This window comes from Tahibacter soli (assembly GCF_025717065.2).
Lineage (GTDB): Bacteria > Pseudomonadota > Gammaproteobacteria > Xanthomonadales > Rhodanobacteraceae > Tahibacter > Tahibacter soli.
The window spans coordinates 133,901-159,987 of record NZ_JAOVZO020000008.1; the positions used below are offsets into that span (position 1 = coordinate 133,901).

The window sequence follows — 26,087 nt, forward strand, 5'->3', positions numbered from 1 at the left end:
GCGCCGCGCATCCGTAGAGGAGAGTCCGATGGCCGTTTCCTTCACCGTGCCGCAGCGCAAGATCTATCAGCCGATCGATACGGTCGAATCGCTGCAGCAGCATCTGCAATGGGCAGCGTCGGTCGAGCTTTCGACGATTCCGCCCTATCTCACGGCGCTGTATTCGATCCAGGACAATTCGAGCTGGGCGTACCGGCTGATACGCACCGTGGTGCTCGAAGAAATGCTGCATCTGATGCTCGTCGCCAATCTCATGAACGCGATCGGCGCGTCGCCGAAATTGAGCGGCGACGCGGTGCCGACGTATCCGAGCTTCATGCCGCACCACGCGGCCGGCGGGCCGTTCATCCAGCTGCAGGCGCTGTCGCCGGCGCTCGCGAGCACCGTGTTCATGGCGATCGAACAACCCGAGCCGTCGCCGCACGTGCCGGCGCAGGGCGACTACTACGATACGATCGGACAATTCTACAAAGCGATCTCCGAAGGTTTCGAACGCGTCGTCGCGCGCTACGGCGCGCCGGCGGTATTCGGCCGCGACACCGGTTTTCAGACGTGCGCGACATGGTTCGGCCTCGGTGGCGGACGGCTGATCGAAGTGCACGACCTGGAATCGGCGCTTCGCGCCATCCGCGAGATCGTACAGCAGGGCGAAGGCGCGCAGTTTCCGCGCGCGCCGAACGTCGGCGAGGAGCCCGAAGGCGGCTTCGAGCACTACGCGCAGCATGCCGACGGCTCGCTCACGCCGGTGCTCGGCACGCCGTGGGAACTGTCGCACTACCGCAAGTTCATGCTGATCGCCGACGGCACCGCGCCGCTGCCGCCGGTCTGGCCGATCGGCCCCGATCCCGACGCCGACAAGCTCGTCGGCTGGCGGCGCAACCTCACGCTGCTGTTCGACAACGTCTACACGTTCGTGCTGTCGAGCCTCGAGGCGGCGCTCGGCTCGAAGGATCTCAAGAACGCGTTCTTCGGCGCGGCGTTTCCGACGATGCAGGTGGTGCTGCCCGCGCTCGCGGGGCTGCTCGCGCAAATTCCGAAGTACGACGCCGCCGATCCGCAGCTGGGGCCCAATCTCGGCCCCGCGTTTCACGAACGCCCCGTGCCGCTCGCCGAGATCGTCGCGCGCACCGACGCGCTGCTCGCGGTCGACCCCGGCTTCGGGCCGATCTTCCTGCAAACGTGGCGGCAGACGCTCGCGGGCGTGCGCGAACAATTGCGCAATAGCCAGAAATCCCTGAATCCAAAAGCGTAAGGGGCGCACCATGGCCATCGTCTACAAGATCCACCCCGCCATCGGCATTGCCCGCGTCGGCGACAGCGAGGAATACTATCTCGGCCCCGAAACCGCCGGCGGCCTGCCGATACTGCCTTCCGGCGCGCCGTTCGGCCCGGACGATTTCCGCGACGCGCAGGGCCGCATCCGGCGCCAGGCGGCGCGGTTTCGCGTCTACGTCTACGACGACGCGGACCCCGACGACCCCGGCCGCGAAGTCGTCGTCGGCGAAAACTACGTCACCGCGATCGAATGGCGCGTGCACGTCGCCAACAAGAAGCCGATCTGGTACCAGTTCCACACGCTGCTCGGCGAGGACGGCTACGCGCCCGATCATCCGCTGCGCAATCCGCTCGACACCGACCCCGCCTCGCGCGTCAAACGCATCATCGACCCCGGTCCGCGCACGCTCGCCGGCGCGAATTGCTCGGTCACGTTCGCGCGCGGCGACGACACCGGCTATCCGGCGACGTGGCCGCCCAAGGGCCTCAAGCCGCACGACATCGACAGTCTCGGCCAGGCGCACACCGACGGCGAGGGCCGCCTGATCTTCGTCGGCGGCTACGGCAACTCCGGCAGCAGCGTGACGCCGGGCATCGTCGACTACGCGAACAACGACGACTGGTGGGACGACACCTGCGACGGCACGGTCACCGCGACGGTGCTGACGCAGATCGCCGGATACGACGCGCGCATTCCCGTCGACTTTCCGGCGTGGGTCGCGGTCGCGCCGCCGAAGTTCGCGCCCCAGCTGTTCAACCTCGTCACGCTGTACGACACGATGTACGACGTCGCCGTGCGCCGCTTCGGCCGCCGGCCGGACATCTACCGCGACCAGGCGTGGCAGACCGACTACCGCCCCGACTATGCGAGCGAAATCGAGCCGCTGCTCAAGCGCGGCATGGCGTATCCGTGGGTCGCGGCGATTCCGCCGCACGCGCACAAGTTCGACACCGCGCGGCTGGGCGACCCCGACCCCGCGTACCTCGGCCTGCGCCAGTTCATCGTCTCGATCCTGCGACCGCCGACCGGGCCGGACTACTTCGGCGCGCCGGCGAGCGGCCTGACGATGATGCCGTTTCTCGCCGGCGACAACGCGTTCTATCCCGGCGCGCCGACGTCGTCGTACCTGAAGCTCAGCGACACACAATATTTTCTTTTGCAACAATGGGCAAACGGAAACTTCGACGCGACCGCGCGCACGCCGCCCGCGAAGCCCGGCGAGGAGCTCGACCGCGCCGTGCTCGAAAACTGCGTCGGCGGCGGATTTTCGCCCGGCATCGAGATGACGTGGATCGTGCGCAATCCGGCGATCTACCGGGAACCGTTCCGCTTGAAGCACAAGGCGCAGGTGCCGACGCCGCTGTCGCTGACGAGCGCGCTGTCGGCAGGTCTCGAACCCGGCGACGGCTGCAAGTACATGGCGGTGCCGTGGCAGGCCGACTACAACGAATGCTCGTCGCAGGAAGTCATCCAGCCGCGCGCGCTCGGCGAAGACCCGGTACCCGGCAACCAGGTCGTCACGCGCGTGCTGTGGTGGTGGCCGGCGCAGCGGCCCGGCTTCGTCTGGGTGCGCGACGAGACCGCGCCGCTCGGGCGGCGGCAGCGGCCGTGGCTCGGTTCGCACGATCCGAACGACGCCGACTACATCCAGTTCGCCGACGACCTGGAAATGGTCGAGCGCTGGAACGAACTCGGCTTCCTCTACGATTTCGGCACCGACGGCAAACCGGAAATCCTCGAAGTCGGCGCTCGCACGCACCAGCCGAAGTCGGAAGACTGACGCCGGTGCGCGCCGACGTCGCGATCATCGGCGCTGGACCGGCCGGCGCGGCCCTCGCGTGCGCGCTCGCGCGGCGCGGCGTCGACGTCGCGCTGATCGACGCCGCCGCGGCGAACGCCGCGCGGCGCCGCATCGGCGAAAACCTGCCGCCGGCCGCGCGGCCGTGGCTCGCGCATTACGGCCTCGACGACGCCGCGCACCTGCGCACGCGCGGCCTGCGCCTGGTCTGGGGTTCGGCGCGTGCGCGCTGGAACGATCATCTGTATTCGACGCACGGCCCCGGGCTGATCGTCGACCGCGCGCGGTTCGACGCCGACCTCGTCGACATCGCCGTGCGCGCCGGCGCGCGCCATCTGCCCGGCACGCGCTGCACCGGCGCCGTCGCGAGCGCCGAGGGCTGGCGCGTGACGCTGCAACGTACACAGGGCGATATTTCCACGCTGGACTGCCGCTTCGTCGCGGCCGCGTCGGGCCGCGCGGCCGGCTTCGCCCATCGCGCGGGCGCGGTGCGCGAACGGCACGATCGCCTCGTCGCGCTCGTGCACGTCGCGCCGGCACGTACGCGAACGGAAGCCGCGTACGCGTCGCTCGAAGCCGTCGCCGACGGCTGGTGGTACGACTCGCCGCTGCCGTCGCACGAGCATGTGACGATTTTCTTCGCCGAAAGCGACGCGGCGCCCGACGACGAGGCGTGGCGCGCGCGGCTGGCCGATCGCGGCGTCGACGTCGACGCGACGACGCGTCCGTGGCGCTGCGCCGCGAACGGCGCGCGCGTGCGTCCCGTGTCGGGCGCGAACTGGCTCGCGGTCGGCGACGCGGCGCAGGCATACGACCCGCTCGCGTCGGCGGGCCTCATGAAAGCGCTCGTGCACGGCCGCGCGGCGAGCGAAGCGATCGTCGCGGCGCTCGCCGGCGACGCGCGGCCCCTGGAAAACTACGCGGCGCTGCTCGATCGCGAATGGGACGAGTACCGCGCGGGCCTCGCCGCGCACTACGGTCTCGAGCGGCGCTACGCCGACGCGCCGTTCTGGCGGCGCCGGCACGCGCCGGCCAATCAGGCCGCAGCGATCGCCTTGCCGCGCTTGTCGTTCGGCCGGTTGCCGCCGCCGTCGCGCGACGGCAGGCCGGAAATGCCCGACGGCTGACGCTGGCGGTCGCGGACGTCCTTCTGCGTCGCGCGGCGTTCGCGCTCCTGCTCGGCGAACGTACGGCAGTAGTCCTTGCCGAGTCGCGATCCGGTCGGCGCACGGCGCTCGCAGATGATGCGACGCCCGTCGTTGTGCGTGAGGATCGCGTTGACGTTTTCCTGCGCCTGGACGAGTTCGAGCTTGTCCTTGTCGGTGAAGTCTTTCGGATCGGCGTGGCGCGCGAGGATGTCGGCGACGCGCGTCAGGCCCTGCTCCACTTGTGTACGTTCGGCCTGCGACACGAATTCGTAGTGCCCGCCCGCCTCCATTTGCCGGCGGATCGCGAGCGCCTGGTCGTCGAACGCGGCGCGGCTGTCGGCCGTCAGCACGCGTTCGGTTTCGTGTTTCGCGGCGTGCGCGACGCCGGCGGCGGCGGCGAATGCAAGCACGAGGCTCGCGGCGATCTGGCGTTTCATGCGGTTCTCCGGTGTCGGTCGTCGCCGCATTCTCATCCGGCGCAGGCGCGCCGGATTTGCCGAAACTGCGCGGCTACGAATCAGGTCGTAGCCGCTTGAGGCTGCGCCGACGGCGCGGCAGGGCGCGCGCGCGCTTCGCGGAACTTCATGCCGAACAGCGGTCGCAGCACCGGCACGCGGCGGATGATCTCGACCGACACGAAGCAGCCGAACACGGTGCCGCCGATGACGAGCACGACCTCGGCAGCCGCGCCGAGCTTGAGCGGTATCAGCCAGTACGCGATCAGGACGATGAAGCTCTGGTGCAGCACGTACCACGGATACACCGCTTCGTTCGCGCGCGGCAGCCAGGCGAACGGACGATCGAGATACACCATCGCCCAGCCGAGGATCGTCAGGAGCGCGGTCCAGATGTACAGCGCGCGCGGCGTGCGGATGATCGCGCTCCAGTATTCCGGCGCATTGTCGGGTACGAGCTTGATCAGCGCGTAGTAGATCGCGAACGAGAACAGCGCGACGACGAGCGTGATCTTGCGCAGCCGCCGGATCTCTTCCCACAGCGCCGTCTCGCGCGCCAGCAGCCAGCCGTACACGAACACGGTGAAGAAGATCGCGTGCTGGAACCAGTCGTTGAGAAGGTCGTTCTTCGCGGGATACGGCGTCGCAAGCCACCACATCGCCGCGAGCAGCGGCAGCGTCGGCACGACGATCAGCCACGCGCCGCGCCAGTGCGTGAGCCAGGCGCGCACGCGCAGGCCGAGCGGCGATTCGAGCGCCGGCATCAGCGCGCACAGGATCATCGTGTACACCCACAGGTACGCGAGGTACCACAGGTGATTCCAGGTGATGCCGTGCTCCCAACCGTCGAACGCGCCCTTCGGCCACGGGCGCACTTCCCAGTAGCGCAGCATGAAGTCGCCGAAGCCCGGCTCCACGAGCCCGTTGGTCACGCCCTGGCAGTACGCCTGCACCGGCACGATCACGAACATGCCGAAGACGAGCGGCAGCAACAGGCGCCACGAGCGCAGCCCGGCGAAGCGCGCGGCGCCGCCGCGCAGGCCGACGAGGCCGATCGCGATGCCCGAAAGGAGGAACAGCAGCGACATGCGCCAGCGGTTGATGAACAGCATCGGCGGCTGCAGCCACTCGGTCTGGTACGTGCTTTTCACATGCCAGCCCCAGTCGTGGACCCAGAGCATCGCGCAGTGGTACAGGATCAGAAACGCGAAAGCGAAGACGCGCAGGGCGTCGATGTCGTAGCGGCGTTGCATGTCGGGTCTCCTCGATGACGGCGCCATCGTCCGGCCGGAACTCCGGCGGCGCGATGCGCAAGGGCTTGATCGACCACGCAAAGGGACGAATCGCGGACGGCTGGGACGAAACGAGGACGCGCACGGGGCCTGCGACGTAGAATCGCGCGCCATGGCCGACACCAACACCCTGCTCGAACGCTACCAGCCGTGGCGGCGCGTCGCCGAATACGGCTTCTGGATCGTCGTGCTGACGCTCAATGCGATCGCCAACAGCGTGGTCGCGCTGATGGACGTGCGTCGCGCCAAGCTCGACGCCATCGCGTGGTGGGAGCCGGCGGTGTGGGAATTCTCCAGCACCGTGACGATCCTCGCGCTGATGCCGGCCGTCGTCGCGTTCACGCGGCGCTATCCGCTGCACTTCGACACGTGGCGGCGGTTCCTGCCGCACTACGTCGCCGCAACCGTGGTCTGGTCGATCGGCCACGTCGTCGGCATGGTCAGCCTGCGCATGGGGTTCTACGCGCTCGTCGGCTACACGTACGACTTCGGCTCGTGGCCGCGCGAATTCTTCTACGAATATCTCAAGGACGCGCGCAGCTTCATCTCGTTCGTCGTCCTCGTCACGCTGTACCGGTTCGTGCTGCTGCGCCTGCAGGGCGAAGCCGCGCTGCTCGACGCGCCCGACGTCGGCCCGCCGCTCGAATCGGTCGAACGGCCCGAGCGGTTTCTCGTACGCAAGCTCAACCGCGAATTTCTCGTCGCGGCGAACGACATCGAGTGGGTGCAGGCGTCGGGCAACTACGCGAACCTGCACGTGCGCGGCCGCGACTACCCGCTGCGCTCGACGATCGCCGGCGTCGAGGCGCGGCTGGACCCGGCGCGGTTCGCGCGCGTGCACCGCAGCTATATCGTCAATCTCGACCACGTATCGATGATCGAACCGCTCGACACCGGCGACGCGCGACTGCATCTGAAGGACGGCACGACCGTCCCGTGCAGCCGGCGCTACCGGCCGTCGCTGCGCGAACGCGTCGGCGCGGCGGCGGCCGGCGAGTAGCGCGGCCTACACAGCGACACGCGGCCACGCTACCCTCCCGCGCATGGACACCGTGCGTTATCTGCAATTGGACGTCTTCACCGAACACGTCGGCGGCGGCAACCCGCTCGGCGTCGTGATCGGCGCCGACGCGTGGAGCGAGCGCGACATGCAGCGTTTCGCGCGCTGGACCGACCTCGTCGAAACCACGTTTCTGCTGCCGCCGACCACGCCGGAAGCGAGCTATCGCGTCCGCATCTTCAGCCCGCAGCGCGAAATTCCGTTCGCGGGCCATCCGAGCATCGGCAGCGCGCACGCCGCGCTCGAAACCGGCCTCGTCACGCCGCTCGACGGCCGCCTGATCCAGGAATGCGGCGCGGGCCTCCTGCCGATCCGCATCGACGAAACGTCGGGCCTGCGCAGCCTGTCGGTGCAGGCGCCGCGCGCGCGCAGACTCGAACCCGAAGCGCTGCACGCCAAGCTCGTGCGCGCGATCGTCGAACACCTGCCGCTCGGCGCGCTCGATCCCGCGTTCGTCGAAGGCGGTCGGCGCTGGTGGATCGCCGAACTCGCGAGCGAATCGGTGCTGCGGCAGTGGAAACCCGACCACGACGCGATCGCGCGGCTCGCCAAGGCGAGCGACAGTCTCGGCCTGTGCGTGTTCGCGCGCAGCGAAGCGTCCGACTACGACCTCGCCGTGCGCGCGTTTCCGGCCGGCGTCGGCATCGTCGAAGATCCCGCGTCGGGCGCCGCGAACGGCCTGATCGCCGCGTGGCTGCGCGCGTGCGAACCGCAGGGCCGCTACGCGCGCGGCTATCGCGTGAGCCAGGGCCGCGAAATCGGCCACGACGCGCGCATCGCGATACGCATCGACGACGACGAAGCCGTCTGGGTCGGCGGACATACGCACACCGTCGTCGACGGCCGCGCGCTGTGGCCGCGCTGACGAAGCATCGACGCAACACTCGAATCCGAAACAAGGAAGTTCACATGCACGGTCTCATGACCTCGCTCGCCCTCGCCTGCGCCGCGAACGCCGCGCCCGGCGAATGGATTTCGTCCGCCGAACTCGTCAGGAACGGCACGCTCGTGCGCGTCGCCGACGCCGAGGTGAAAGCCACGCTCGCGCGCCTGCCCAAGGGCTTGTCGTCGATCCGCGACTACATCGGCGACAAGGACGCCGCCGTCTACCGCCACGTCGGCGACCTGACGCTCGAGCGTTCGTTCTCGAACGACGACATCGTCATCGTCGACGGCAACCTCACGATCAAGGGCGACTACGACGACTACTCGCCCGGCATCGGCGTACTGCTGGTCCTGCGCGACTTCACCGTCGACGACGTGCTGAGCTGGGGCTCGATCGCCGTCGGCGGCAAGCTCGCGTCGACCGGCCTCGTCTACGCGAACTACAACGACTTCACGTTCGAGGTCGCAGGAACGATCGCGGCGCGCGCGCTCGTCGTGTCCGACAAATCGGCGGACTACGGCAAAGTCGAAGCGACGATCGAACAGACCGACGACGACTTCCGCATGGACGCGGCGCTGCGCCACTTCGTGCCCGAACTCCTGATCGACGACCTCATCGACAACGCCGGCGACAGCGACGAGCCGACCGTCGTCGCGCGCGCCGACTGGGACGAGGCGAACCGGCGCGTGCACGCGGGCCTGCCGCTCTTTCGCGACACGCCGGCGCCGCCGACGCTCGAAGCCGACGTCGCGAAACTGCTCGATGCGAAGACCGACGACGCGACCGTCGCGAAGCTCGCCGCATCGGACCGCCTGCTCGCGCTCGTCGCCGCATCGCGCGAGAAGCCCGCGCTCGCGCTGCAGCGCGCGCTGCTCGCGCAGAACGACGCGGCGGTGCTCGTGCGGCTCGCGGCGAACCCCGGGGTCGACCGCGACATCCTCGCGCGGATCGCGCAGGCCCAGCCGGCCGCGTCGGCCGTCGCGGCGAAGAATCCGAACGCGCCGGCCAGTCTCGTCGCGCCGATGGCCAGGAGCGACGATCCGTCGGTGCGCATCGCGCTGCTCGAACACAACGACGCGCCGGTCGCGCAACTGGCGACGCTCGCCGCCGACGCGGACGCATCGGTGCGCCTCGCGCTCGCGCAAAGCCGCCACGTTCGCCGCCTGGCGCCGGCCGACGTCGACCGGCTCGTCGCCGACACCGATGCGCAGGTCCGCCGCGCGATGCTGCAACGCGACGGCGTGCTGCGCATCGCGCACTACGCGAAGCTCGCCGTCGACGCCGACGACGAGGTGCGCGTCGAGGTCGCCGAAACGCTCGCGCGGCAGGCGGTCTGGCAGGACCTGCCGGTCGGCACGCCGGCCGAACGCGAGGCGATCGCCGCGAAGCTCGCCGGCGATGCCGCGCCGCGCGTGCGCCGCGCGGCGATCGCCGCCGCGGCGCCGGCCGACCAGGAACGGCTCGCGACCGCGCTCGCCGAAGCGACGAAGACGCCGCTCGACGCCGACCTCGCCGCGACGACGCGCAGCGTCGCGCTGATGCGGCGCTACGCGGAAGGCCACAAGGACGCCGCTGAAAATCTCGCAAAAAATCCAGCGTTGCCGCCGTCGCTGCAACGGCGGCTCGTCGCGCGCCTGCCGTCGGCCGGCGCGCCGCGACCGCGGTTTTCGGTGCTCTCCGACCCCGAGGACATCGTCAAGCAGATGGACACCTGGGACGCCGTCGTCGAAGAACTGACGAACAACCCGAACGCGGCGCCGGCGACGGTCGCGGCGATCGCCGAATACTGCAAGGAGGCCGACGGCCGCGCGCGGTTCTGCAACACGCTGCTCGACCGCCACGATCTCGCGCCGGCGATCTTCGACACGCTCGCCGGCATCGGCGACGGCGACCTGCGCGACGACTGGGCGCTGACGGTGATCGGCGCGCCGTATGCGCAGCGCCGGCAAGTGGTCGAGGCATTCGTACGCTGGCACGACGACGAGCCGTTCCTCGACGCGTTCAAGGCCGCCGCGAAGCGCGGCGACGACGCCGCGTGGCTGACGGCGCTCGCCGAATCGACGCACGAAGCGCTGCGCGAGGTCGCCGCGCACAACGCCGCGACGCCGCCGGCCGTGCTCGTCAAACTGCGCGGCGACGCGGCCGACGACGTGCGCTTCGCGGCGTCGGCGAACCCGTCGCTGCCGCGCGAGGCGATCGAAAAGGCGATCGACGCGCCGAGCTGGGTACTGGCGAATCCGAACGTTCCGGATGCGCTCGTGCGGCGCATGCTCGAGCGCGCGCTGGCCGACGACGATACGCTCGCCGCGGACGCGGCTCTCAAGGTGCTCGCTGCGCGGGCGCTGCGTGCGAGCGACTAACCGCGCGTCTCGAACCGCGCGCGAAAGATCGTGTCGTCCTCGACTTCCGGCGCGCCGGCGAGGATCCAGTCGTGGATCAGCGCCTGCTCGGCGAGCGGCAGCGCCTGGCGCAGGCGCGGCATGCGCAGGCCCTGGTCGGTGACGGCGCAGTTGACCTTCTGGAACAGATAGCTCGTCGCCGGATTGCCCGGCACGACGCGGATCGCGCCGGCGAGCATCGAACTGGGCTGGTCGACGAGATAGAACCACGACACGCCGGGATCGAGATCGAGATCGGCCTGCGGCGTGCCGCCGTGTTCGACGTGGCAGTTCGAACAGCGCGTGTTGAAGACCGACTGGATTTCGCCGTACGTCACATGCTGGCGCATCGGCACGCTCGCGATGCCGTCGCACTGTTCGGCACTCGGCGCCGCCTGCCAGGCCGCCGCCGACGCGCACGTCGCGACCAGTACGACGGCCGCGATCCATTGACGCGATTTCATTCGGTATTCCCCCGGAGTCCGCGCGGCGATTCTATCCGCCGGCGTCAACCGTCCGCGTGACGTATTTGGCGTTCAGTGAGCGCGCAGCGACTTTGCGATCAGGCCGATGCCGCCGAACAGCAGCACGAGCATCAGCAATGTGTTGAAAAGCGTCGTCGGCTGGAAATACACGTGCAGGTTCACGACGACGCCGGCGAACACGATCACGAGGCCGGCGAGCAGCAGCAGCCAGCCGAGCACCGAACGGCCGTTGAAGAACAGCATGCCGACGCCGAGGATGAACGGAATCAGCGACAACCCGAACGTGTTGTAGCCCCACAGACCCCACGAGCCGCCGGTGACGGTGACCTGGTTCATCAGCAGCCAGCCGCCGACCACGGCCAGCACGAAACCCAACAGGAATTCGCCGATTCCACCGGGCGTGCCGCCCGCTCCCCTCATGATCATGCGTTCACCCGCTTCGCGTATCAGGCGTCTTTGTACGGGCAACGCCCGCAACGGGTCAACGCGTGCGCGCGGTCCGCTTGCGTCGCGCCGCGCGAACGCGTAGCGTAACCACATGGTTACAAATACCCGACCCCGCAGCGCCGGCGCCTTCGGCGCGATCGCCGATCCGACGCGCCGCGCGATTCTCGACCTGCTGCGCACCGGCGACCTGTGCGCCGGCGATCTCGCCCGGCAGTTTCCGGTCAGCCGTCCGGCGATCGCCAAGCACGTCCGCATCCTGCGCAGCGCCGGCCTGCTGCGCGAACACCGGCGCGCGCAGCAACGCATCTACTCGCTCGATCCCGCCGCGCTCGGCGAAATCGACAACTGGCTCGCGCCGTACCGGTTGTTCTGGGCGGCGCGCCTGACCGACCTCAAGCAGCTGCTCGAATCCACGGAGAATCGCAATGACTGAACTCGTCCACGAATTCACCTCGACGCTGCCGGCGCCGCCGGAACGCGTCTTCGCGGCGTTGACCGACGCTGCGCAGCTGCGCGCCTGGTTCGCCGAGTACGCCGAGGTCGAACCGCGCGTGGGCGGCGCCTACCGCTTCTGGGGCCGACACAGCTACGCCACGCCCGCGCGCGGCGACGCGAATCAGACGCTGACCGCGTTCGAGCCGTCGACGAAGCTCGCCTATCGCTGGCCGTTCGGCGGCGACGACAGCGAGGTGACGCTCGCGCTGTCGCCGAAGGACGGCGAGGCCGGCCAGACCGTGCTCATGGGCCGGCACGCGTTCGCCCGGGCACCGGCCGTCGTGCGCGCGAAGGAAATGGTCGACGACCTGTGGCGCCTGATCGGCGCCAACCTGACCGCGTACCTCACCGGCGGCGCGCCCGCCCTGCTGCCGGACTTCGGCGATCCGAAACCCGAGATCCGCCTGTCGATCGTCATCGACGCGCCGCGCGAACGCGTGTTCCGCGCGCTGCTCGATCCCGCGCTGATGGATCGCTGGCTGTACGGCAAGGCCCGCGTCGACGCGCGCGTCGGCGGCGCGATCAGCTACGGCTGGCACTACAAGATCGGCGAGCGGGAAGTCGACGGCGGACCGACGCGGATTCTCGAACTCGTCGAGAACGAAAAGCTCGTGACCGACTGGCCCGACTGGCGCGGCGATCCCGAGGTGCCGTCGACGACCGTCACCTGGCTCCTCGCCGACGAAGACGGACGGACCCGCCTGACGCTGATCCACGGCACGTTCCCGCGCGCGGCCGATTTCTCCGACTACCCGCTCGGCTGGCAGGGCTTCTTCGAAGGACTCAGGACGGTCGCCGAAGACCGGGCCTAGCCGGTTGCGCAACGGCCGGCGCCGCGGTCCAATCCTGTCATCGCCTGTCAGGATTGCCCGATGCGCGCCAGCCGTCTGCTGTCGATCCAGATGCTGCTCGAGGCGCGCGGGCACATGTCCGCGCCGGCGCTCGCCGATGCGCTCGAAGTGTCGGTGCGCACGCTGTATCGCGACGTCGACCGCCTCGCCGCGGCCGGCGTGCCGATCTACGCCGAACGCGGGCGCGCCGGCGGCTTTCGCCTGCTCGACGGCTGGAAAACGACGCTGACCGGATTCACCGCGTCCGAGGCGCAGGCCGTGTTCATGAGCGGCCTCGCGGGGCCGGCGGCGCAGCTCGGACTCGGCGAGGCGGTCGCCGACGCGCAGCGCAAGCTCGTCGCCGCGCTGCCGGCGCAGCAGCGCGGCGACGCGCAGCGCGTGCAGTCGCGTTTTCATCTCGACCCGGTCGAGTGGTACCGCGAGAACGAAAGCGTGCCGCATCTCGCCGCGGTCGCCGCCGCGGTGTGGGACGAACGCCAGCTCGCGATTCACTACGACAGCTGGAAGGGTATTGCGCGCCGCACCGTGCATCCGCTCGGCCTCGTGCTCAAATCGGGCGCGTGGTATCTCGTCGCCGCGGTCGACGACAAGCCGCGCACGTACCGCATCGCGAACCTCCGCGACGTGCGCACGCTCGACGCGCGCGCAACGCGACCGCGCCGCTTCGATCTCGCCGGCTGGTGGGCCGAGTCGGTGCGCCGCTTCGAAACCGAGCTGTATCGCGGTCGCGCCACCGTGCTGGCGACGCCGGCCGGCCTTGCGGAACTGGCGAAGCTGAGCGCGGCCGTCGCGCGCGCGCTCGCAACGCCTTCGCGCAAGCGCCGCGCCGACGGTCGCGTCGAGGCGACGATACCGATCGAGACCGTCGAGCACGCGGTCGGACAGCTGCTGCCGCTCGTGCCGGACGTCGAAGCCGTCGCGCCGCCGGAACTGCGCCGGGCGATGATGCGGAAGTTGCGCGTTGCGGCGCGCCGCTACGGTCTCGCGCCGAAAACCGCGCGCGGCCCGAAAAAACCTGACACGCGGTGACAGGTATCGGCGCCTAACGTCGCGTCGTGCGAATCGACGCATGCGACGGAGGCTTACGATGAACCACGATACTCACGACGAAAGACGCAGAACCGTACTCATGACCGCGGCGGCCGGCATTGCCGCGGGTCTCGCGGTCGTCGATTCGCCGCTGTTCGCCGCCGCCGCGGACGACGCGCCGGTCGCGACCACGATCGCGAACCCGAACGGCAAACCCGGCGACTTCGCGTTTCTCGCCGGCGAATGGAAGATCCGCCACCGGCAGCTCAAGCAGGACGGCAGCGGCGAATGGATCGAATACGACGGCGAGGCCACGGTGTGGACGATCCTCGGCGGCGTCGGCAGCGTCGAGGAACTGCGCATTCCGGCGCGCAGTTTCAGCGGCATGGGCCTGCGCCTGCTCGACGTCGACAAGCGCATCTGGACCGACTTCTGGGTCAACGCCCGTTCCGGCGTGCTGACGCCGCCCGGCATGACCGGCGTGTTCGAAGACGGCGCCGGCACGTTCCAGGCGGTCGAGTTCGAGGACGGCAAGCCGATCACGGTGCGCGGCGTGTGGGACCGCATCACGCCGGCGTCGTGCCGCTGGCATCAGGGCGTGTCGCGCGACGGCGGCAAGACGTGGGAGGACAACTGGTTCATGGACTGGACGCGCGTCGCCGCGAAGGCGTGATGCTGCGACACGCGCTAACGACAACGCCCGCGTCGCCGCGGGCGTTGCCTCCTCCCTTCGCATCCCTGCCCCGGTACGTTCCGTGTTCCGGCTGCCCATGGAACCTGCGCCCCTGAACGCCCGGCCATGCGCTCCTTGCGCACAACCTGCGGACTCCGCCGCGCCTGCCGGGTCCATCCGGCGTCGTCGGTCGTGTTCAGGCCATGCGCGCAGTGTGCCTTCGACCGCACGGCGGCGAATCGGCTGATTTCCGAAATTCGCCTCGGAAATTTCCGAGTTTCGCGCGGAACTCAGAAGGGCAGCTGGAATCCGTTGCGGAAGATCCGATCGTGCGTCGCGCGCGCGACGAAGACGCCGGTGCCCCATTCGACCTGGTTGTTGCCGTCCGGATGCAAGGTCGCGACGAACGCGATGTCGCCGTTGTCGTTGATCGACGGGGCGCCGGAGAACACCGAATCGACGTCGTTGTTCTGGCCGATCTGCGCGAGGCCGAGGTCGGTCTGCACGCGGTCGCCCTTGCCGATCAGGCGGCGCACGCCTTCGAGGTTGTGCGCGATGAAGATCGCCTCGCCGTTCGCGTCGCGGCCGCGAAACACGGTCAGACCGGCGTAGTTGATCGCCGGCGGGAACGACGCGATCGAGCGCACGAGGCCGTTCGGGTCTTCCTCGGCGAGCAGCCACGGGCCGGCCGGCCTGTACAGCGCACGGCGGTTGTCGGATACGCGCGTCGCGACGTAGGCGATATGCAGGTTCGAGGCTACGCCGATCGAATTGTCGAACTGCTTGAACATCGAACCCGGATCCGCGCCGACGTTCTGCGCGTAGACGATCGAGCTGCCGTCGGGCAGGAAGCCGCGGATCTCGGTGGCCGAGGTCATGTCCGGCGAGGTCGCCACCTTTGCGACGATGCGCCGGTCGCCGTGCATGCCCGGCGTGTATAGGTACGTGTAGGCGCTGGACGGATCGAGCGTCTTGTCGGTGACGTGGATCGTCGCCGCGCCGCCCGCGGCCGGCATCGACGCGAACGCGCGGCCGCCGCCGCCCATCGTCGCCTGGAAGCCGATGTCGCCCGCGCCGTTCATCATGACGGTGCCGTAGCTCGACGGGAACACCGGCGACGTGCCGACGCGCGCGGCGGTGCCGCCCGCGTGCTCGTAGCGCCAGATGCCGTCGGTGCCGTTGCCGGTTTCGATCAGCGTGAACGCGACGCGCCCGTCCTGGCTCATCGCGACCGACGAGCCGATCAGCGCGTCGGCCGGACCGGTGAACACGATGCCGCCGACGCCGTCGCCGCCGAACCACAGGCCCGGACTGCTCGACGCGCCGTTCGGCACGACCTGCACGGGAAACGCGACGCGGCGCGCGTCGTCGATCTTCGCGCTGATGCTGTTGAACGACGAGCCCGGCGGCAGGTTCCAGCCGTTGTCGTTGACGAGGAGATTCGTGCGCGCCTGCAATTGGAACGTGTCGTACGCCGGTACCTGCAACTGCGCGTGCGCGGCGCCGGACGCGACACCGGCGATCGATGCCGCCAGAACGAGGTTTTTCATGGTCGTGCCTGCTGTTTCGAGACTGCCCAGACCGGGCGAGTGTAGGCATACGGCCGCGCAGCGTCACAAGACAGGCGTCACGCCCGCGACAAGTCCGCACGGTTCGCATCGCGCGACCGCGGCCGTTATCCTGCGTGGTTTCGCGAAAGGACGCCGATGAAAGTCATCCTGCTGTTTCTCGCCGGCGCACTGATCGGCGCGCTCGTCGCCTTCAGCGCCGCCAATACGTTCGGCCAGCGCCACGCGTGGCCGCGCGGCGTCATGGCCGTCATGCAGCACCACGCGGCGGCGCTGCGCGACGCGCGCAAGCAAGAACGCTGCGACGCCGCCGCGACCGCACCGCATTGGCGCATCCTCGCGGCCGTCGGCGGCGATATCGAGCCGGCGTACGCGTCGACCGGTTCGGTCGAACCCGATTTCAGGCGGCAGGCCCAGGCTTTCTCGGCCGCCACGGCACAGTTCGCTGCCGAACCGCCGCGCGACTGCGCCGCGCTCGATCAGGCGCTGCCGAAGCTCAAGGAACAGTGCGACAACTGCCACCGCGACTATCGCTGAGCCGCTTTATTACCCGATCGCGAGTAAGATTTTTCTTTTGTATTTCGCGCCTCGTGTGCGTATGCACAAATCTTGTCTTCCTCAAAGTGCAAGACAGGTTCTAGTATCGGAAAAACCGTGCATACGGCGGAGTTTGCCGCGCGCACCGTTCGCTCGTTGCCCGGACGCGCATGACGAATACCGAAAACACCCGAACCCTTCATCGCCGCGCTCCGCGCTGGCTGCGCCTGGGCTGGTGGTTTCTCAAGCGCAGCTGGCAGCGCTTCGAAACCGCGATCTTCACGCGCGCTCGCTACTCCGAGCCGAAAATGCGCTGGATGGGCGCGCTCGGCGTGTTCGGCTTTCCGGCGTACTGGTTCATCTGGGCCAAACTCCTGCCGCAGCCGTACGAAAGCCTCGGCCTGCGCCTGTTCGGCTCGGCGCTGTTCCTGCCGCTGTTCCTGGTGCGGCGCTGGCCGAACAAGCTGCGCGCCTGGCTGCCGCTGTACTGGTATCTCGCAATGACGTTCGCGCTGCCTTTTTTCTTTTCCTACATGCTGTTGCAGAACGGAGCTAACGTCGCCTGGCTGCTGTCGCACCTGTGCTCGGTATTCCTCATGGTCATGCTGTTCGACATGTGGAGCTTTCTCGTCACGAACATCGTCGGCACGCTGCTCGCGCTGACGCTGTATCTGCTTTCGCCGGCGACGCCGTTCGCGACCGATCCGCTGTTGTTCTATTCGCCGGTATGGGGGTTCGCGATCCTCTCAGGCTCGATCTTCAGCCTGTCGCACAGCATGAGCAACCAGGCGCGCATCGACGCGATCATCGCCGCGAGCAACAACATCGCGCACGAACTGCGCACACCGCTCGCGTCGGTCCGCATCGCGACCCAGGCGGTGCACCGGTTCCTGCCGCTCCTGGCCGAATCGCACCGCCAGGCGAGCGAGGCGGGTCTGCCGGTGCCGGAACTGCGCGATTCCCAGCTCGGCCGGCTTTCCAAAGCGATGGACACGATCGGCGGAGAGGTCGAACATGCGAACACGGTGATCGACATGCTGCTGGTCGCGGCACGGCCGATCGGCGAAGTCCAGTTCGAAAAGGTGTCGGCCCGCGAATGCGTCAACGAAGCCTTCGAGCGCTATCCGTTCGGCTCGCAACACGAGCGCAGCCGCGTCGCGGTGGATACCGCGGCCGACTTCGAGTTCGTCGGCTCGCGCCTCCTCGTCGTGCACGTGCTGTTCAACCTGATCAAGAACGCGCTGTTCCACACCGGCCGCGCCGGCAAGGGCACCATCACGCTCTCGGTGCACGCCGATGCGCTCGGGCGGCGCATCACCTGCTACGACAGCGGGCCGGGCATCCCGCCGGACGTCCTGCCGCACATCTTCGAGAGGTTCTATTCCAGCGCCGCCGACTACAGCACGGGCCTGGGCGTGGGTCTTGCGTTCACCCGTTCGGCGCTGGAGCGCATGGGAGCCTCGGTATACTGCCAGTCCACATTTGGCGAATTTACCGAGTTCACCCTTACCTTTCCGCACGTTCTGGAGAATAACACCTGATGCTGCCCGGCGCCGGCCCGATCCAGCCGTTCTACTTCCCGACGACCACGGTGCTGGTCGACGACCACGAGGAATACCTCGACGTCGTGCCGCTGATGCTCGATCCGATGCTGCACCTGCGCGCGTTCAGTTCGCCGCGCGCGGCGCTGTCCGCGCTCGGCAGCGCCGGCAGCCGGCCGGTGCCGGGCGGCGGCTGGCTGTACCGCTGGAAGGACCGCCCGTCGCAGACGCAGGAACTCGTCGCGCTCGACGTCGATTCGATCCACCGCATCGTCTACGACCCGGAACGCTTCTCCGAAGTCTCGGTCGTGGTCGTCGACTACTTCATGCCTGAAATGGACGGCGTGAATTTCTGCAAGCGCCTGAACAATCCGCTGATCGGCAAGATCCTCCTGACCGGCCGCGCCGAAGATTCGGTCGCGATCGAAGCGTTCAATTCCGGCGTGATCGACCGCTTCATCCGCAAGAGCGATCCGCTCGCGATGAACAAGCTCGAGGCCGCGATACGCGAGCTGCAGCAGCGCTATTTCGAGCGCGCCGCCGCGTTCGTCGCCGAAACGCTCGCGATGGGCCGCTTCGGCTTCCTGCGCGACCCGGCGTTCCGCAGCGTGTTCGATTCCGTCGTCGCGACGTTCCAGCCGATCGAGAGCTACGTCGTATGCAACCCGACCGGCGTCGTCATGCTCGACGCCTGGGGCATCGGACGATTCCTGCTCGTGCAGACCGACGAAGACCTGCGCGAGCAGTACGAAGTCGCCGAAGACCGCGGAGCGCCCGACAGCGTGTTGTACGCGCTGCGTTCGGGCAAGGCGCTGCCGTGGTTCTGGTCGAGCGGCGGCTTCTACAGTCCGCAGCTGTCCAACCCCGACGCGAACCTGTTTCCCGCGACCGCCGTACAGGGCAGCCGCTGGTACTACTTCAGCCTGATCGACCATGTAGAACCCTTGCAACTGGAACACGTGAAGTCATATCGGACGTGGCTGCGAGAACAGGACGGCCAGCTCGACGCCTCCGCGCTCCGACGCAATCTGTAGATTCGAATCGCCCCTGCTCGCCTCTCTCACTTTTCCGACCGGCCCATGGCCGGACCGGTCGTCCCGCCGCGACGCCCGACGCCGCGGCAACCCATGGACGGCGTTTCAACACTCCCGTGAGAGGTAAGCAACATGAGCATTTCCTTCCCCGTCAGCGTCACCACCGCCACGCTTCCACCGCTCGCTCCGGCACGACCGCCGGAGCTGCCCGATTTCGCGCGCCAACGCGTCGACCGCTTCTACGCCGATCGCGTGCAGGCGAGCTGGGGCGGCCGCCACATCCTCGCGGGCCGCAGGCCCGGCGCGGGCGACCTCCTGGTCAACAACAACGACTACCTCGCGATCGCGCGCCATCCGGCGATCGTGCAGGCGCAGACGACCGCGCTCGCGGGCGTCGGCAGCGGCACGATGATGTCCGGCATCTTTCTGCAGCAGGACGACGAACCGGTGCACGTGCTCGAACGCGAGATCGCGATGACGATCGGCACCGAGGAGGCGATCCTGTGTCAGTCCGGCTACAACGCGAACGTCGGCCTCGTGCAGACGCTCGCGGGCGAACGCACGCCGGTCTACGTCGACATGCTCGCGCACATGTCGCTGTGGGAAGGCATTCGCAGCGCCGGCGCGCAGGCCGTACCGATCATGCACAACGACATCGAATACCTCGAGCGTCAAGTGCTGCGTCACGGTCCCGGCGTGATCCTCGTCGACTCGGTCTACAGCACCAACGGCAGCCTGAGCCCGCTGGCGCAGATCGCCGACGTCGCCGCGCGGCATCGCTGCGTATTCGTCGTCGACGAATCGCATTCGCTCGGCACGCACGGTCTGCACGGCGAAGGACTCGTCGCCAGCCTCGGCCTGAACGACCGCGTGCATTTCGTCACCGCGAGCCTGTCCAAGGCGTACTGCTCTCGCGCCGGCCTCATCGCGTGCAGCCGGCGCTACAAGCAGTACTTCGGCTTCGAGGCGCTGCCGGCGATCTTCAGCTCGTCGCTGCTCGCGCCGGAAGTCGCCGCGATCGAGGCGTCGCACCAGGTGATCCGCAGCGAGGGCTGGCGCCGCGCACGGCTGGCGCACGTCACGCGCCGCGTGCGCGAGGGTCTTCTCGAACTCGGCTATCCGATCGGCGATACGAGCGAGCAGATCGTCGCGCTCGAAGCGGGCACCGAGCCTGCGACGATGCAGCTGCGCGACGCGCTCGAGGACCACGGCGTGTTCGGCGCGATCTTCTGCGCGCCGGCGACGGCGAAGAATCGCGCGCTCGTGCGGCTGACGCTCAACGCCGGCATGACCGACGCCGATGTCGAGCATCTCGTCGGCGCGTGCGCGGCGATCCGCGACCGCGTCGGCCTCGCCGACTGGGCGTCGGTGCGCCGCGCGCGGCGCGACGACCGCGTTCCGCAGGCGATCGTCGACGTCGCCTGACACCGCGTTCGATGCAAGACGGCAATACTGAACGAGGCGGCTGCGGCCGCCTCGTTCCGATGCGCGGCACGCGTGGCGCGCTCTACAATCGGCGCATGAAAACCATCGCCATCCTTCTCGCGCTCGCCGCCGGTGCCGCTTCGGCGCAGGCGCCCGCCCCGCTCGCCGACGTGCTCGGCTGCGCCGACTTCGACACGCTCGCGCGACCGGTGCTGTGGCACGAGGGCGCCGCCGCGCAGCTCGCCGACTGCAAGAGCCTGCGCCGCGAAGGCAGCGCCGAACTCGAATGCCGGCCGCGCGGCAAGCTCGACGTGCTCGGACTCGCCGCGAGCGAGTTCTCGCTGCGCGAATCGTCCGACGGCAGCCATACCGCGCATACCGTCTTCAAGGCGGGCATCGATCGCGTGCGCGCGGCGGCCGAAAAGCGGCGCGGCGGCGTGTTCGAACCCGAAGGCGCCGACGGCTACGTGATGCGCCTGCCCGGCCCCGGCGAACGCCGGCTCGAACTGGGGCAGCGCGAGGACGGCGCGAGCGAACTGGCGTGCGTCGCCGCCGGCCCGCAGGCAGCCGACGCGACACGCGCCGGCGCCGACGCGACGCACGGCGCGCTGCGCGGCCGCGTGACTTTCCCGACACGTCCGATTCCGCCGATGCGCGTGTGCGCGGTACCGGTCGGCGCGGCGCGCGGAGGCTGGTGCGCGCTGACGGGCGAAGACATCCCCGGATTTACGATCGGCGCGATTCCGCCGGGCGAGTACTACGTGCTCGCGTGGCCCGAGCGCGACAATCCGAACGGGTTCGTCGTCGCCTACGCGCGCGCGCTCGAGCGCTGCGCGCCGAACCAGCCCGGCTGCGCCGGCGGCATCCTCGAACGCGTCTACATCCGTGCGCGGCAGGTGCGCGACGGCGTCGACCTCACGCGCACGTTCACCGACCTGCCGCCGCACCTGGCGCGTCCGCCAGATCCGCGCTGACGCGCGGTCGTCTCACTTGTCGGGCAGCGGAATGAACTCGGTTTCGCCCGGAACCTGGCCGATGCGCTGCGCGCGCCAGTCGTCCTTCGCCTGCTCGATGCGCTCGCGCGACGACGACACGAAGTTCCACCACATGAAGCGCGGGCCGTCGAGCGCCGCGCCGCCGACGAGCATCACGCGCGCCGGCGACGTCGCGCGCACGGTCGCCGCCGATCCTGGCGTCAGCACCGCGAGCTGCGTCGGCTTTAGCGGCTCGCCGTCGATCGACACCTCCGCGTCGACCGCGTAGATCGCGCGCTCGGCGTAGTCGGCCTCGACCGTGACGCTCGCGCCGGCGTCGAGTTCGATCGCCACGTACAGCGTCGGCATCAGCACCTCGACCGGCGACGTCGCGCCGAACGCGGTGCCGACGAGCACGTGCATGCGCGCGCCCTCGCCGCTCGTGCGCGGCAGCGTCGCGCCGGGATAGTGGCGGAACGACGGTTCGATCTCTTCGTGTTCGCGCGGCAGCGCCACCCACGTCTGCAGGCCGTGCATGCGCTGGCCGTGCGCGTGCGCGTCGTCCGTGCCGCGCTCGGAATGCACAATTCCACTTCCGGCGGTCATCCAGTTGACGTCGCCCGGCCGGATCTCCTGCAGCGAGCCGATGCTGTCGCGATGCACCAGCGCGCCGTCGAACAGATACGTGACGGTGGCGAGGCCGATGTGCGGATGCGGCCGCACGTCGGTTTTCGTGCCGGCGCCGAGGTCGATCGGGCCGAAATGATCGAAGAAGACGAACGGCCCGACCGAGCGCGCATGCATATGCGGCAGCGCGCGGCGAACGACGAAGCCGCCGCCGAGATCGTGGTTGCGCGGGTCGATGAGATGGGCGACGGCGGACATGGGCGACTCCGGGTTTTTTCAGGTTCTGCGCGAGCGTATCGCAATAAAAAACGCCACGAAGTTTCCTCCGTGGCGTTATCGAATCCCCCTAGGGACCTTGATGCCTGCGTCAGACCGGCGTGACCTCGTCGGCCTGCAGGCCCTTCTGGCCTTGCACGACCTTGAAGCTTACCTTCTGGCCTTCCTGCAGGCTGCGGAAACCCGAGCCCTGGATGGCGCGAAAGTGCACGAACACGTCCTGGCCGTTTTCACGGGCAATGAATCCGAAGCCCTTGGCATCGTTGAACCACTTGACGGTACCAACCTCACGATCCGACATGAATACGCTCTCCCAAGCTTGTAACGAGATGGCGCGCGAAGGCCCATCGACTAACTGGTTGCATGGCTCAGGTGAAGCGATGGAGCGGAACGTAGCGATCCCGACATCGGGTCAATCGTGCGACCAAGCAAACACAGCGAGTTCAGTCTACTCAAGCTTTTTAACAAAATCGACAGATTTGGTTAAGAATTTTGAACTCGGCGATTGGCTCGCGGTTACCCTATGCGGATGAATGACCCGACCGTTTCCGCACACCCCGCCACCGTCATCCCGATAACCAGTCCCGACGGCCACCGCAGCGAACTGATCGGCCGGATTCCGGCGCCGGGCGGCGCCGGCCTGCTGTGGCTGCCGGCCATGGGCGTCACCGCGCGCAAATACCAGGCGTTCGCCGACGCGCTCGCCGGCCGCGGCGTCGCCACGGCGCTCCTCGACTGGCGCGGCTTCGGTGCGAGCGACTACCGCGCCGCGCGCGGCAGCGACTGGGGCTACGCCGAACTCCTCGCCGACATTGCGGCGGCGCAGCAAGGCCTGACGCGACAGTTTCCCGATGTGCATTGGTATATCGGCGGTCACAGCCTCGGCGGCCAGGTCGGCGCGCTCGCGCTCGCGAGCGACCCGGCGGCGTGGCATGGCTACGTGATCGCGGGCAGCGGCCAGCCGTGGTGGCGCACGTTCCCGGTTTTGCAGCGGCCGGCGTTGTGGGGCGCCTACCTCTCGGCGCGCGCGCTCGCGGCCGCGTGCGGCTATTTTCCGGGCGAACGCGTCGGCTTCGCCGGCCGCGAAGCGCGCGGCGTGATCCGCGACTGGGCGAAGAGCGGACAGACCGGCCGTTACCGGCCGGCCGGCGTCGACGTCGATTTCGACGCGGCGCTCGCACGCGTCGAGCGGCCGGTGCTGGCGCTGCGGTTCGAGCACGATCCGCTCGTGCCGCCGGCGTCGCTGACGCACCTGTTGTCGATGCTGCCGAAGGCGACGATCGCGCGCGACGAAATTGCCGGGCGCGAATTCGAACGCGGGCGTGCCGGGCATTTCGACTGGATGAAGGACCCGCAGCCGGTGGCGAGGCGGGTGGCGGAGTGGGTGGCGGGAATGCGCTAAGTCGGCCGCGCTTTTTGCTCGTCATCCCGGCCTGCGCCGGAATGACGAGCACAAGCAACAGCGCTACGCCACCACCACCGGAATCTTCCCGATCCGCGCCTGCCACTCGCGCGGCCCGGTCTGGTGTACCGAGGTGCCGGCCGTGTCGACCGCAACCGTCACCGGCATGTCCCTGACCGTGAATTCGTAGATCGCCTCCATGCCGAGGTCTTCGAACGCGACGACGCGCGACGCCTTGATCGCCTTGGACACGAGATACGCCGCGCCGCCGACCGCCATCAGGTAGATCGCCTTGTTGTCGCGGATCGCGTCGATCGCGAGCGGCCCGCGCTCGGACTTGCCGACCATGCCGAGCAGCCCCGTCGACTCGAGCAGCTGGCGCGTGAACTTGTCCATGCGCGTGGCCGTCGTGGGACCCGCCGGGCCGACCACCTCGTCGCGCACCGGATCGACCGGACCGACGTAGTAGATGAAGCGCCCGTTGAAATCGACCGGCAGTTTTTCACCCTTGTTCAACATGTCGATCATGCGCTTGTGCGCGGCGTCGCGGCCGGTCAAAAGCTTGCCGCTCAGCAGCAGCACTTCGCCCGGCTGCCACGTCGCGACGTCGTCGCGCGTCACCGTGTCGAGATCGACGCGGCGGCCCTTCGACGCGTCGTAGGTCAGCTTCGGCCAGTCGTCGAGCGAAGGCGGCTCGAGCGCGACCGGGCCCGAGCCGTCGAGCGTGAAGTGCGCATGGCGCGTCGCGGCGCAGTTCGGAATCATCGCGACCGGCAGGTTCGCCGCGTGCGTCGGATAGTCGAGCACCTTCACGTCGAGCACGGTCGTCAGGCCGCCGAGCCCCTGCGCGCCGATGCCGAGCGCGTTGACTTTTTCGTAAAGTTCAATTCGCAACTCTTCCGCACGATTCGACGGACCGCGCGCGATCAGGTCGGTGATGTCGATCGGCTCCATCAGCGCTTCTTTCGCGAGCAGCATCGCCTTCTCGGCGGTGCCGCCGATGCCGATGCCGAGCATGCCCGGCGGACACCAGCCCGCGCCCATCGTCGGCACGGTCTTGAGCACCCAGTCGACTATCGAGTCGGACGGATTCAACATCGCGAACTTCGACTTCGCCTCGGAACCGCCGCCCTTCGCGGCGACGATCACTTCGACCTCGTCGCCGGGCACGACCGTCATGTTGACGACGGCCGGCGTATTGTCCTTCGTGTTCGTGCGGCGGCCGGCCGGATCGGCGAGCACGGAGGCGCGCAGCTTGTTGTCCGGATGGTTGTACGCGCGGCGCACGCCCTCGTTGACCATGTCCTCGACGCTCATCGTCGCGTCCCAGCGCACGTTCATCCCGATCTTGAGAAACACCGTGACGATGCCGGTGTCCTGGCAGATCGGACGATGGCCTTCGGCGCACAGGCGCGAATTGATCAGGATCTGCGCGATCGCGTCCTTCGCGGCCGGCGACTGTTCGCGCTCGTAGGCGGCGGCGAGATTTTTGATGTAGTCGACCGGGTGGTAGTAGCTGATGTACTGCAGCGCGTCGGCAACGCTCTGGATGAAATCTTCCTGCTGGATCGTGCTCACGCGGATCTGGCCTGTGACGGGATGAAAGCCGCCACGGCGCAGCGCGGCGGGGCGCAAAGGATAGCGCAGCGCACCGTTGCTGCGCTGCACGATGATGGTCGTATCCGCCGCGATCCGAGTGCGCATTGCCAGTACATACCAGTTCGCATATAACGCAACGTGTGACCTGGGATTGCGTCACATCTTTCGGGGGCCAACCAACGAAACAGGATTCGCGACGCCGCCGTCAACCGCGCCGCCGACCGTGTTGGTCGTTTCTTCTTGTTTGTAGGGGATAAGAATGAAACTGTCTTTTGTCGCGGCAGGCGGCGCGGGTCGCCGTTTGTCGCCGCTGGCGGGCGCGCTCGCCATCACGTTGTGGTCCGGCCTCGCGGCCTCGTCTTCCGTTTCATCGTCGCTCGTCGCGCAAGCGTTGCGCGACGCGAGCGCCGCCGCGGCGGCGCAGAACGGCATCGGTGTCGGCGACGAGCCGACCCCGCCGAAGCACGAACGCGCCGACACCGGCGGCGGCGCCAAGCCCAAGCTGCTGGCCGCGCCCTCGTCGCTCGAGCGCGCGCGCCACACGGTGGTGTTGAGGGACGCGCCGCTCGCCTCGTACGACGGTTCGCTCAACGGCTATCCGACGCTGCCGCGCAACGAGTCCGGCGCGAACCAGGGCCGCGTCGACGTGAACTCGTCCGCGGCGCGCGCGTACCTGAACCTGCTCGAGCAGAAGCAGAACGCGTTTCTCGCCGCGGCCGGCACGCAGGTCGGCCGCGCGCTGACCGCCGACGTCACGCTGCGCCACGCGGTCAACGCGGTCATTCTCGACCTCTCCGACGCCGAAGCGCAGGCCCTGCGCGAGCGCGGCGA

24 protein-coding genes and 1 pseudogene are annotated in these 26,087 nt (G+C 68.7%); 17 read left to right on the forward strand and 8 right to left on the reverse strand.

Translation table 11 applies throughout. From position 1 onward, the window contains the following. Positions 1-28 precede the first annotated feature (28 nt). The 3 genes from OD750_RS07525 to OD750_RS07535 are packed head-to-tail and all read left to right on the forward strand — an operon-like array spanning position 29 to position 4,201. Entirely contained in the window at positions 29-1,252 is a 1,224-nt protein-coding gene (locus tag OD750_RS07525) for a ferritin-like domain-containing protein (protein ID WP_263543910.1), read from the forward strand. Positions 1,253-1,262: 10 nt separating this feature from the next. After that, entirely contained in the window at positions 1,263-3,056 is a 1,794-nt protein-coding gene (locus tag OD750_RS07530) for a LodA/GoxA family CTQ-dependent oxidase (protein WP_263543911.1), read from the forward strand. 5 nt (positions 3,057-3,061) lie between these two features. After that, positions 3,062-4,201, forward strand: coding sequence for an NAD(P)/FAD-dependent oxidoreductase (locus OD750_RS07535; protein WP_263543912.1), 1,140 nt, complete (start codon positions 3,062-3,064; stop codon positions 4,199-4,201). Here OD750_RS07535 and OD750_RS07540 read toward each other — a convergent pair. Both OD750_RS07540 and OD750_RS07545 read right to left on the reverse strand, forming a co-directional pair. Then, complete coding sequence (locus OD750_RS07540; protein WP_263543913.1) at positions 4,111-4,659, reverse strand: hypothetical protein; 549 nt, start codon at positions 4,657-4,659, stop codon at positions 4,111-4,113. The two genes, OD750_RS07535 and OD750_RS07540, sit on opposite strands and share 91 nt — an antisense overlap. Positions 4,660-4,739: 80 nt before the next feature. Next, on the reverse strand, positions 4,740-5,930 hold the full coding sequence (locus OD750_RS07545) for an acyltransferase family protein (protein WP_263543914.1): 1,191 nt from the start codon (positions 5,928-5,930) through the stop codon (positions 4,740-4,742). A 151-nt stretch (positions 5,931-6,081) separates the two neighbouring features. Here OD750_RS07545 and OD750_RS07550 point away from each other — a divergent pair, with 151 nt between their 5' ends. From OD750_RS07550 to OD750_RS07560, 3 genes are read left to right on the forward strand one after another with little or no spacing between them, the layout of a single operon-like run. Further along, complete coding sequence (locus OD750_RS07550; protein ID WP_263543915.1) at positions 6,082-6,969, forward strand: LytTR family DNA-binding domain-containing protein; 888 nt, start codon at positions 6,082-6,084, stop codon at positions 6,967-6,969. Positions 6,970-7,012: 43 nt separating this feature from the next. After that, positions 7,013-7,894, forward strand: a complete 882-nt coding sequence (locus OD750_RS07555; RefSeq protein WP_263543916.1) for a PhzF family phenazine biosynthesis protein — start codon at positions 7,013-7,015, stop codon at positions 7,892-7,894. Between the two features lie 44 nt (positions 7,895-7,938). Further along, on the forward strand, positions 7,939-10,275 hold the full coding sequence (locus OD750_RS07560) for a variant leucine-rich repeat-containing protein (protein ID WP_263543917.1): 2,337 nt from the start codon (positions 7,939-7,941) through the stop codon (positions 10,273-10,275). Here OD750_RS07560 and OD750_RS07565 read toward each other — a convergent pair. Both OD750_RS07565 and OD750_RS07570 read right to left on the reverse strand, forming a co-directional pair. Continuing rightward, positions 10,272-10,757 carry a hypothetical protein gene (locus OD750_RS07565; protein ID WP_263543918.1) on the reverse strand — a complete coding sequence of 162 codons (486 nt, stop codon included), beginning with the start codon at positions 10,755-10,757 and terminating at the stop codon, positions 10,272-10,274. The genes OD750_RS07560 and OD750_RS07565 overlap by 4 nt on opposite strands. A gap of 72 nt (positions 10,758-10,829) precedes the next feature. Next, entirely contained in the window at positions 10,830-11,204 is a 375-nt protein-coding gene (locus tag OD750_RS07570) for a hypothetical protein (RefSeq protein WP_263543919.1), read from the reverse strand. Between the two features lie 112 nt (positions 11,205-11,316). Between OD750_RS07570 and OD750_RS07575 the strand changes: the two genes are divergently transcribed. From OD750_RS07575 to OD750_RS07590, 4 genes are read left to right on the forward strand one after another with little or no spacing between them, the layout of a single operon-like run. Then, complete coding sequence (locus tag OD750_RS07575; protein WP_263543920.1) at positions 11,317-11,658, forward strand: metalloregulator ArsR/SmtB family transcription factor; 342 nt, start codon at positions 11,317-11,319, stop codon at positions 11,656-11,658. Then, a complete protein-coding gene (locus OD750_RS07580; protein WP_263543921.1) occupies positions 11,651-12,532 on the forward strand; it encodes an SRPBCC family protein in 882 nt (293 codons plus the stop codon). The genes OD750_RS07575 and OD750_RS07580 overlap by 8 nt, the downstream gene beginning before the upstream one ends. Positions 12,533-12,592: 60 nt before the next feature. Then, complete coding sequence (locus OD750_RS07585) at positions 12,593-13,600, forward strand: helix-turn-helix transcriptional regulator (protein ID WP_263543922.1); 1,008 nt, start codon at positions 12,593-12,595, stop codon at positions 13,598-13,600. Positions 13,601-13,658: 58 nt separating this feature from the next. Next, a complete protein-coding gene (locus OD750_RS07590; protein WP_263543923.1) occupies positions 13,659-14,273 on the forward strand; it encodes a hypothetical protein in 615 nt (204 codons plus the stop codon). Positions 14,274-14,563: 290 nt separating this feature from the next. Here the strand turns inward: OD750_RS07590 and OD750_RS07595 are convergent, their stop codons facing one another. Continuing rightward, positions 14,564-15,823: a hypothetical protein gene (locus tag OD750_RS07595; protein ID WP_263543924.1), complete on the reverse strand. Its 1,260-nt coding sequence runs from the start codon at positions 15,821-15,823 to the stop codon at positions 14,564-14,566. Between the two features lie 156 nt (positions 15,824-15,979). Here OD750_RS07595 and OD750_RS07600 point away from each other — a divergent pair, with 156 nt between their 5' ends. From OD750_RS07600 to OD750_RS07620, 5 genes are all read left to right on the forward strand, one after another. Beyond that, a complete protein-coding gene (locus OD750_RS07600; RefSeq protein WP_263543925.1) occupies positions 15,980-16,378 on the forward strand; it encodes a cytochrome c in 399 nt (132 codons plus the stop codon). A gap of 170 nt (positions 16,379-16,548) precedes the next feature. Continuing rightward, a complete protein-coding gene (locus OD750_RS07605) occupies positions 16,549-17,919 on the forward strand; it encodes a sensor histidine kinase (protein ID WP_263543926.1) in 1,371 nt (456 codons plus the stop codon). Then, complete coding sequence (locus tag OD750_RS07610; protein ID WP_263543927.1) at positions 17,919-18,953, forward strand: response regulator; 1,035 nt, start codon at positions 17,919-17,921, stop codon at positions 18,951-18,953. The genes OD750_RS07605 and OD750_RS07610 overlap by 1 nt, the downstream gene beginning before the upstream one ends. Before the next feature lie 132 nt (positions 18,954-19,085). After that, on the forward strand, positions 19,086-20,378 hold the full coding sequence (gene cqsA / locus OD750_RS07615; protein WP_263543928.1) for an alpha-hydroxyketone-type quorum-sensing autoinducer synthase: 1,293 nt from the start codon (positions 19,086-19,088) through the stop codon (positions 20,376-20,378). Positions 20,379-20,473: 95 nt separating this feature from the next. Beyond that, positions 20,474-21,352, forward strand: a complete 879-nt coding sequence (locus OD750_RS07620; RefSeq protein WP_263543929.1) for a hypothetical protein — start codon at positions 20,474-20,476, stop codon at positions 21,350-21,352. A 12-nt stretch (positions 21,353-21,364) separates the two neighbouring features. Here the strand turns inward: OD750_RS07620 and OD750_RS07625 are convergent, their stop codons facing one another. Then, positions 21,365-22,237 (reverse strand): pirin family protein, encoded by an 873-nt coding sequence (locus OD750_RS07625; protein ID WP_263543930.1) that lies wholly within the window; start codon positions 22,235-22,237, stop codon positions 21,365-21,367. A gap of 109 nt (positions 22,238-22,346) precedes the next feature. Further along, positions 22,347-22,556: a cold-shock protein gene (locus OD750_RS07630; RefSeq protein ID WP_263543931.1), complete on the reverse strand. Its 210-nt coding sequence runs from the start codon at positions 22,554-22,556 to the stop codon at positions 22,347-22,349. Between the two features lie 228 nt (positions 22,557-22,784). Here OD750_RS07630 and OD750_RS07635 point away from each other — a divergent pair, with 228 nt between their 5' ends. Then, positions 22,785-23,657: an alpha/beta hydrolase family protein gene (locus tag OD750_RS07635; RefSeq protein WP_263543932.1), complete on the forward strand. Its 873-nt coding sequence runs from the start codon at positions 22,785-22,787 to the stop codon at positions 23,655-23,657. Positions 23,658-23,720: 63 nt separating this feature from the next. Here OD750_RS07635 and OD750_RS07640 read toward each other — a convergent pair whose 3' ends face one another. Further along, a complete protein-coding gene (locus OD750_RS07640; RefSeq protein WP_272841852.1) occupies positions 23,721-25,235 on the reverse strand; it encodes a fumarate hydratase in 1,515 nt (504 codons plus the stop codon). A 280-nt stretch (positions 25,236-25,515) separates the two neighbouring features. Between OD750_RS07640 and OD750_RS07645 the strand changes: the two are divergent. After that, a pseudogene (locus tag OD750_RS07645) lies at positions 25,516-26,087 on the forward strand (hypothetical protein); the annotation flags it as partial.